Raw genomic sequence first — 6,555 nt, forward strand, 5'->3', positions numbered from 1 at the left:
ACAACACACTACTATATATCAAATGAGTATAATGATGCAAAAACTTTTTTAACAAAAATTCTTTATGAATGGAGTGTTGAAACAATGCACTTTTACAAAGATACTGCATTAAATGAAGATAAATGCAAAGTCAATAAAGGTGCTTTTGCATTATCTATTCTTAGAAGCTTCGTTATCAATATTTTACATTTGAATAAAGTTGAAAATATTGGTAGAAAAATTGTTGAAACAACATATGATCTTACAGAAGCTTTAACACTTATTTGTATGACAAGAATCAAGTATGGACTTATTAAATGAATATTAGGGTTGGAATGGGCTACCATACTTCTATTTTTTTTCTAATATATTTTTCCAACTCCATAACTAAAACTAGTCCAAAAGCGAGTAAAAGAAGTTCATCCCACACTCTCATAGGAACAGGTTCAACAGAGAGTAGCTTTTGCGTAAAAGGTATGTGAAGTGCTGCAGTATGTACACCCTGAGCTACTATGACAGAAAGAATAAGTAAAGGATTTTGAAGATGATTGATTTTAAACATAGGTAAATGTTCACTTCGACTGTTAAATACATGTACATTTTCAAAAAGCACCATTAGCATTAGTGTTAAATTTCTTGCAGAATCAGTTTCATAACCAGCGTTTAACAGATAGTAAAATAGCCCAAATGCTACAACCCCCATATAGAGACCACCAATAGCTATGCGTTTAATCATTACAGTATTAAAAATTGCTTCATTTGGAGAGCGAGGAGGGCGGTTTAAGATGCCAGGTTCAGCTTTTTCAAGCCCTAATGCTACATCTTGAATGCCGTTAGTTACAAGGTTAAGCCATAACAGATGTATAGGCAACAGTGGTACAGGTGTAGAAAAGATAAGAGACAAAAGAACCAAAATAATTTCAGCAAAACCTGTAGAAATAAGCAGATGGACCACTTTTCTTATATTATCATAAGCTCTTCGTCCCTCTTCAATGCCGTTAACTATAGATGGAAATGCATCATCTGTAAGAATCAGATCGGCACTCTCTTTAGCTACATCTGTTCCTGAACGCCCCATAGAGATGCCTATATTGGCAAATTTTAAAGCAGGTGCATCATTTACTCCATCACCTGTAACTGCAACATACTCTCCAAGCTGTTGAAATGCTTGAACAATTTGTAGTTTTTGTGCCGGTGCGACACGTGCAAAGACACGTTTATCTGCAATCTCTTTAGGATCAGATCCATTTTCAGCCCAACGATTGAGTTTTTCTGCATCCATAACCTCTTCTGGACTCATAGCTATTTCAAGCTCTTTAGCTATGTGGTAAGCAGTAGAAGGGTGATCTCCTGTTATCATTGCAACAGCAATTCCTGCTTGCTGACACCTCTTTACAGCCTCTTTTGCTCCATCTCTTAATGGATCTACAATAGCTGAAAAACCGATCCACTCAAACTGCTTTTGTTTTAGCAAAGTTTCTATATCAGCAATATTACTGTTTGCTTTTGCTACTGCAATAATTCTATAACCATTTGCAGCTTTTTGATCTATTAAATCCATCAATTGTCGCTGTTCATCTTCATTTATATCTATATAATCTAAGATTACTTCAGGTGAACCTTTTATGACGTGCAGATAGCCTTCATTATCTTTTATAGTTGCACCTGACATCTTTTTTGCAGACTCATAAGGCATTACATCTACTCTTTTTGACTCAAGCAAGGTTTCAAAAGATGGCTCTTTTTTAAGTGCAAACATTGCAAATGCTACATCTACCTGATCGCCTTCTAAAGATGAGATACTCTCTTTTTTACTCATATGCGCTTCATTGGCTACGACCAATGTTTTGGCAATAGTCTCAGACATCTCTTGAGGGTCTTTAATGACTTTATCGGGGGTAATAAACTCTTGTATATGTAGTTGATTTTCAGTCAGTGTACCTGTTTTATCAGTTGCGATTATTGTACATGAGCCAAGACCCTCTATTGCTGCTAGTTTTCTTACTATTACATTTCTTTTACTCATTGCAACCGCTGCTGCAGCAAGAGCTACTGTAATTGCAACAGGCAATCCTTCTGGTACAGCAGATACAAAAAGAGCAAGAATAAGAAAAAATATCTCAGCAATCTCCATATGACGATAGAGTGCTATGAAAAATAGAAAAACAGATGCTACTGTTACAGCAATTGCAATATTTTTTGAAAATCTTTCAAGACGCTCAATTAATGGAATTTTTGCCTTACTTTTTTGTGCCAGCATTTCGGCAATTTTACCTATTTGTGTTTGCAGACCAACAGCTACAACAACACCTTTGCCTCTTCCAGAAGTTACATATGTCCCTGCAAAGAGCATATTTGACTGATCTGCTACAGGAAGTTCAATATCTTCAAAAACCTTTTCAGCACTCTTTTTAACTGCAACAGACTCTCCGGTAAGCAGTGACTCATCAACCATCAAATCTCGACTCTCAATTAGTCGAATATCTGCAGGAACTTTGTCACCACTCTCAAGCAAAACAATATCACCAATAGTCAAATCTTTTGCTTCAATACGACTTATTTGAGAGTCACGTAAAACATTTGCATATGTTTTTACACTAGATTTAAGAGCTTGTGCCTTTTGAGCGGCTGAATGCTCCAGATATGTTCCAATGACAGCATTAATACCTAAAACAGCTAAAATAAACCATGCATCAACTACTTCGCCAATTATAAAACTGATAGTAGAAGCAATAAGAAGAATAATGATTATTGGACTTTTGAACTGTTCAAAAAATGTTAAAAGAAGAGGTTTTGTTTTTGATTCTGGTAAACTATTTGGTCCATAATGGCCAAGACGCTTTTGCGCCTCAGCTTCAGTAAGACCTGAAGGAGAGCTTTCTGTAACTTTTAGTGTCTCTTCAATGCTGAGAGTATGAAAAGCCTCCATATGATTTTCACTACTTTTTAATTGTTACAACAATTGCTCCACGAAGGTCGCCCATTTTGTATCCGGTTGCTTTGTCTGTTGGGTAGAATTTTGCAATTGTTTTTTCTAATTTAGGATCAATATTGGTACCATGACACTTTAAACAGACTTTTTTTGCTATTTTTAAAGGTTTGTAAAACTTATATCCACCATCTGTTTCTTGTATCAAATGACGAGGTAGTCTAACTCCAGTTTCGTGCAATGTCTGAAGTGCTTCAAGAACTTTTCTCTCGTCTTTTTCAGCTTCATTGGCAGGATTTCTTGGTTTTAGTGTAATGCGTTTTACACTAACATTTTTACCAAGTTTTTCATCTACTTTAGCTGTAAGTTTTGCAGCATTCAGAGCACAAAAGTTGAGTGCATCAGCAGGTCCACCACTTTTCATATGCTTTTTCATATTTCCACCTAAGGTTTTTAGAAGAAGCTTAGTTGCATTTTGACCAGTCTTTACTACTTGAGAAATTTCACCATCTCCTTTTTTAGGTTTTGGACCCATAGCATTTTGACCACTCTGAGATGCAAAAAGCATTACTGAAGTCATCAATCCTATAAATGTTAACCGTCCTATATTCATAACACCCCTCCATTTAATAATTTTATCTTAATTATACTCAATATTATTATAGTTTTATTTAATTAAAATGACTACTTTTTATATTCAACAACTCTATTAACCATCCTTGTATTAAAGATGCTATTAACGTATACGTAATCAATACAATTGTAAATAGTATACCAAAATAGTCTATCATAATTGGAAGAAGAGGAATTTTAATTGATCTTGCATAAAAGAATGTAGCAATCAACCCTTTTTTAAGACCATGCTGTTTTAAGTCTTCAATCATTGGATACCAAGCATACATTGGACCATGACTTAATATTCCTGCAATTAAAGATACTGCCCATCCTCTCCATCCACTCTTTTTACCAAGATGACGAGCCACCTCTTTTGGTTTAAAAAAATAGTTAATGATTGCCGTAAATAAAATTACAAGCAAAAATATAGGAATTATCTTTAAAAGTACCAACCCGCTCTCATAAAGTGCCTGAAATAACTTTTGCGAATTTAAAAAATAGAGAATAATGTACAATAGTACAACAGCAACAAATAAAGGGATCCCTTTTAATTTCATTTTAATAACTCCACTGTCCAAGCTGTTAGAATAGAAACTAGCAATGTAAAAATAAATGCCAATATATTTCTATAAAAAGTAAATTGTTTTCCTAAAACTTCTGCTTCTGCCGGAAGTTGTACTATGCCAAGAGTAACCCAAGCCAAAATAAATGCTGTCACAGCATATAAAGATATGCCTTCTTCAAGCAACTCTCCTCCTATAATATAGCTAACAAATGGCTGTCCTACAGCAATAGCACCGGTAACTGTTCCTATAAGTGTATCTTTAACACTATTACCTGTAAAGAGTTTTGCCAGCATCTCTTCTGTAATAAATGTTTGAAAAATACCTACCAACCCAATAATTGCTAAAATCATTGGCATCATTGACATAAAATTTGTAAAAGAGTTTTTCAACGCTTTTTTAAATGACCTTTGCTTCTGCTTCATAAGTTTTTCCTGATATTCCGACTTTTTTATACAGTTTGCCTAATTTTATCTAAGATAGACAAAATATTAAAGAAGATATAATCAAGTTATCACAATAATCAGGAGAAATTATGGATATAACATTTGATATGTTCATCGAGACAGAAGTGCCTGAAGGAGAGGTTATTATCTCAAGAACTGACCTTAATGGTATTATTACTTATGTCAATGATACATTTGCCAAAATTTCTGGCTACAGTGCAGAAGAGTTGATTGGAAAACCTCATAATATTCTTCGACATCCAGATATGCCAAAATCAGTTTTCAAAGATTTATGGGATACGATAAAAAGAGAGGAAAACTGGAGTGGCTATGTAAAAAATATGCGTAAAGATAGAGGATACTACTGGGTTTATGCTGAAATCTCCGGTGTATATAAAGATGGCAAACTGGTTGAGTATAAATCTATGAGATCTCCTGTTCCTAAAGAGAAACGTATAGAGATGCAGTATATATATGATGATATGCGCAAAGCAGAAGGTGAATCAGTAAGAATGGTAACTTATTTGCCATATGAAACATATGAAAAACTAAAGCGTATTACAGATGAAAAAAGCAAAAGTATTGATGAGATAATTGATAATACTCTTATATAGGTAGCTTACCGCCAAATTCCATATTATGGAATTTGAGGCGGTGTAATCTCTTTTGAGAGTAGGGCATAGCTTTTACCTACACGTGCAAGAGGTTCATAATCAATCATTAGTCTCTCTATATCTTTAATGCAGGAATCATCAATAAACTGCTGTTTAATTTCAACAATAAGAGGAATAGTTTTACTTCCTTTCAGATCAACCTCTTGGTAAAGCTCACAAAAGAATGCTGCTGGTGATCCATCAACCATTGGTGGAAAGCCATCAATAAGTTTTTTCATTGGAATATTAAAGGCTTCAGATTCACTTTCGCTATGTGCCATCTCTTTAGAGCTAAAATGCATAGACTCTAGTTGCTCCGGTTTAACCAAACAAACAGTACATTTTTTGTTTTTTCTAATATTTGCAAGCGTATCTTTTGGCATGCCGTCACTTTTGTGACCTATAGATATTATCATTGTAGGAGGATTTGAAGATAATCCGGTAAAGTAGCTAAAAGGTGCAACATTAACAATGCCCTCATTTTCGGTTACGACCCAAGCAATAGGGCGGGGAATAATTGTTTGTGACATAAGTTTATAGTTGTCAAGAGGTTTTGTTTTAGTGTAATCAAATATCATTTTACATCCTTGCTTTTTGAGCTAACAATCAACTAACTATGTTTTTATATTATGCTGTTTAACTTTTAGAAGGTTAACATAAATATACTTGAGGAGGAATATAACAATGAATGTAAATGGAACTGGTTCAATGATGCAAACACAGATGCAGATGAGAAAAATGGATGGTACTGGTGGGGGTAATGGCGGTGCTAATGGTATGAGAGATATTATGCAAAGTTTATCTCCTGATGAACGTAATACATTAAAAGAGCAGTTAAGTTCAGTAAGTGAAGAAGATAAAAAATCTTTAATAGAACAAATGAAAGAAGTTGATAAAACAAACATGAGTAGTGATGACTATTTTCAAACTTTACTTGATATTGTAAATCAAACTAATACAGAAAATAGTTCAAATAACATTTTGTCTATATATGCATAAAGAAAATATTTAAAAAAGCCTTTTTATAAAAAATAACTTAAAAAGGACAAAAAAATAAAAAAGCAATAGCTTTTTAAAGCTATTTTAAAAACAACCAATTTTCAAGAGATTTTTCTCTTGAAATGAGTTTGATTTTGAAAGCACTTTTAAGAGTTTAATCTAAAATTATAACTTTAGATTAGAGTGCTTTTACAATCAAACTAAGTTGGTTTGATTGACAATTAAAAGGTGATGGCACTATTACAATTCCATCATCAATTTGAAGTAAATTAGCTTTAGTTCTTTAACTTATCACTGTCTAACCATAGCAAAAACACGAGAGGGGTTATAAGGTTCATTGTTTTTAAAGATGGCATAGATAATTGTTATCA

The 6,555-nt window shown here is 33.7% G+C and carries 7 protein-coding genes and 1 pseudogene; 3 read left to right on the forward strand and 5 right to left on the reverse strand.

The genetic code is table 11. The features are described 5' to 3' along the window. Window positions 1–300: pseudogene (locus BM227_RS12860) on the forward strand (hypothetical protein); the annotation flags it as partial. A gap of 19 nt (window positions 301–319) precedes the next feature. On the opposite strand, the gene BM227_RS12200 reads toward BM227_RS12860, so the two are convergent. From BM227_RS12200 to BM227_RS12215, 4 genes are read right to left on the reverse strand one after another with little or no spacing between them, the layout of a single operon-like run. Then, on the reverse strand, window positions 320–2,908 hold the full coding sequence (locus tag BM227_RS12200) for a cation-translocating P-type ATPase (protein ID WP_092914243.1): 2,589 nt from the start codon (window positions 2,906–2,908) through the stop codon (window positions 320–322). 10 nt (window positions 2,909–2,918) lie between these two features. Next, window positions 2,919–3,521 carry a Tll0287-like domain-containing protein gene (locus BM227_RS12205; protein WP_092914245.1) on the reverse strand — a complete coding sequence of 201 codons (603 nt, stop codon included), beginning with the start codon at window positions 3,519–3,521 and terminating at the stop codon, window positions 2,919–2,921. Between the two features lie 58 nt (window positions 3,522–3,579). Next, entirely contained in the window at window positions 3,580–4,080 is a 501-nt protein-coding gene (locus BM227_RS12210) for a permease (RefSeq protein WP_092914247.1), read from the reverse strand. Then, the gene (locus tag BM227_RS12215) at window positions 4,077–4,511 is read right to left on the reverse strand and encodes a permease (RefSeq protein WP_092914249.1); all 435 of its coding nucleotides are present in this window, start codon (window positions 4,509–4,511) and stop codon (window positions 4,077–4,079) included. The genes BM227_RS12210 and BM227_RS12215 overlap by 4 nt, the downstream gene beginning before the upstream one ends. 110 nt (window positions 4,512–4,621) lie before the next feature. Here BM227_RS12215 and BM227_RS12220 point away from each other — a divergent pair, with 110 nt between their 5' ends. Next, window positions 4,622–5,146 (forward strand): PAS domain-containing protein, encoded by a 525-nt coding sequence (locus BM227_RS12220; protein ID WP_092914250.1) that lies wholly within the window; start codon window positions 4,622–4,624, stop codon window positions 5,144–5,146. 23 nt (window positions 5,147–5,169) lie between these two features. On the opposite strand, the gene BM227_RS12225 is transcribed toward BM227_RS12220, so the two are convergent. Further along, a complete protein-coding gene (locus BM227_RS12225; protein ID WP_092914252.1) occupies window positions 5,170–5,763 on the reverse strand; it encodes a flavin reductase family protein in 594 nt (197 codons plus the stop codon). Between the two features lie 106 nt (window positions 5,764–5,869). On the opposite strand from BM227_RS12225, the gene BM227_RS12230 reads away from it, so the two are divergent. Beyond that, entirely contained in the window at window positions 5,870–6,184 is a 315-nt protein-coding gene (locus BM227_RS12230) for a hypothetical protein (RefSeq protein WP_092914253.1), read from the forward strand. Window positions 6,185–6,555: the final 371 nt, after the last annotated feature.

The organism is Hydrogenimonas thermophila (genome assembly GCF_900115615.1).
In the GTDB taxonomy this organism is placed as follows: Bacteria; Campylobacterota; Campylobacteria; order Campylobacterales; family Hydrogenimonadaceae; genus Hydrogenimonas; species Hydrogenimonas thermophila.

What these genes read in the sequence shown, in the direction of transcription:
- BM227_RS12200 (WP_092914243.1), bottom strand. Translation starts at nt 2,908, where the DNA reads ATGGAGGCTTTTCATACTCTCAGCATTGAAGAGACACTAAAAGTTACA.
- BM227_RS12205 (WP_092914245.1), bottom strand. Translation starts at nt 3,521, where the DNA reads ATGAATATAGGACGGTTAACATTTATAGGATTGATGACTTCAGTAATG.
- BM227_RS12210 (WP_092914247.1), bottom strand. Translation starts at nt 4,080, where the DNA reads ATGAAATTAAAAGGGATCCCTTTATTTGTTGCTGTTGTACTATTGTAC.
- BM227_RS12215 (WP_092914249.1), bottom strand. Translation starts at nt 4,511, where the DNA reads ATGAAGCAGAAGCAAAGGTCATTTAAAAAAGCGTTGAAAAACTCTTTT.
- BM227_RS12220 (WP_092914250.1), top strand. Translation starts at nt 4,622, where the DNA reads ATGGATATAACATTTGATATGTTCATCGAGACAGAAGTGCCTGAAGGA.
- BM227_RS12225 (WP_092914252.1), bottom strand. Translation starts at nt 5,763, where the DNA reads ATGATATTTGATTACACTAAAACAAAACCTCTTGACAACTATAAACTT.
- BM227_RS12230 (WP_092914253.1), top strand. Translation starts at nt 5,870, where the DNA reads ATGAATGTAAATGGAACTGGTTCAATGATGCAAACACAGATGCAGATG.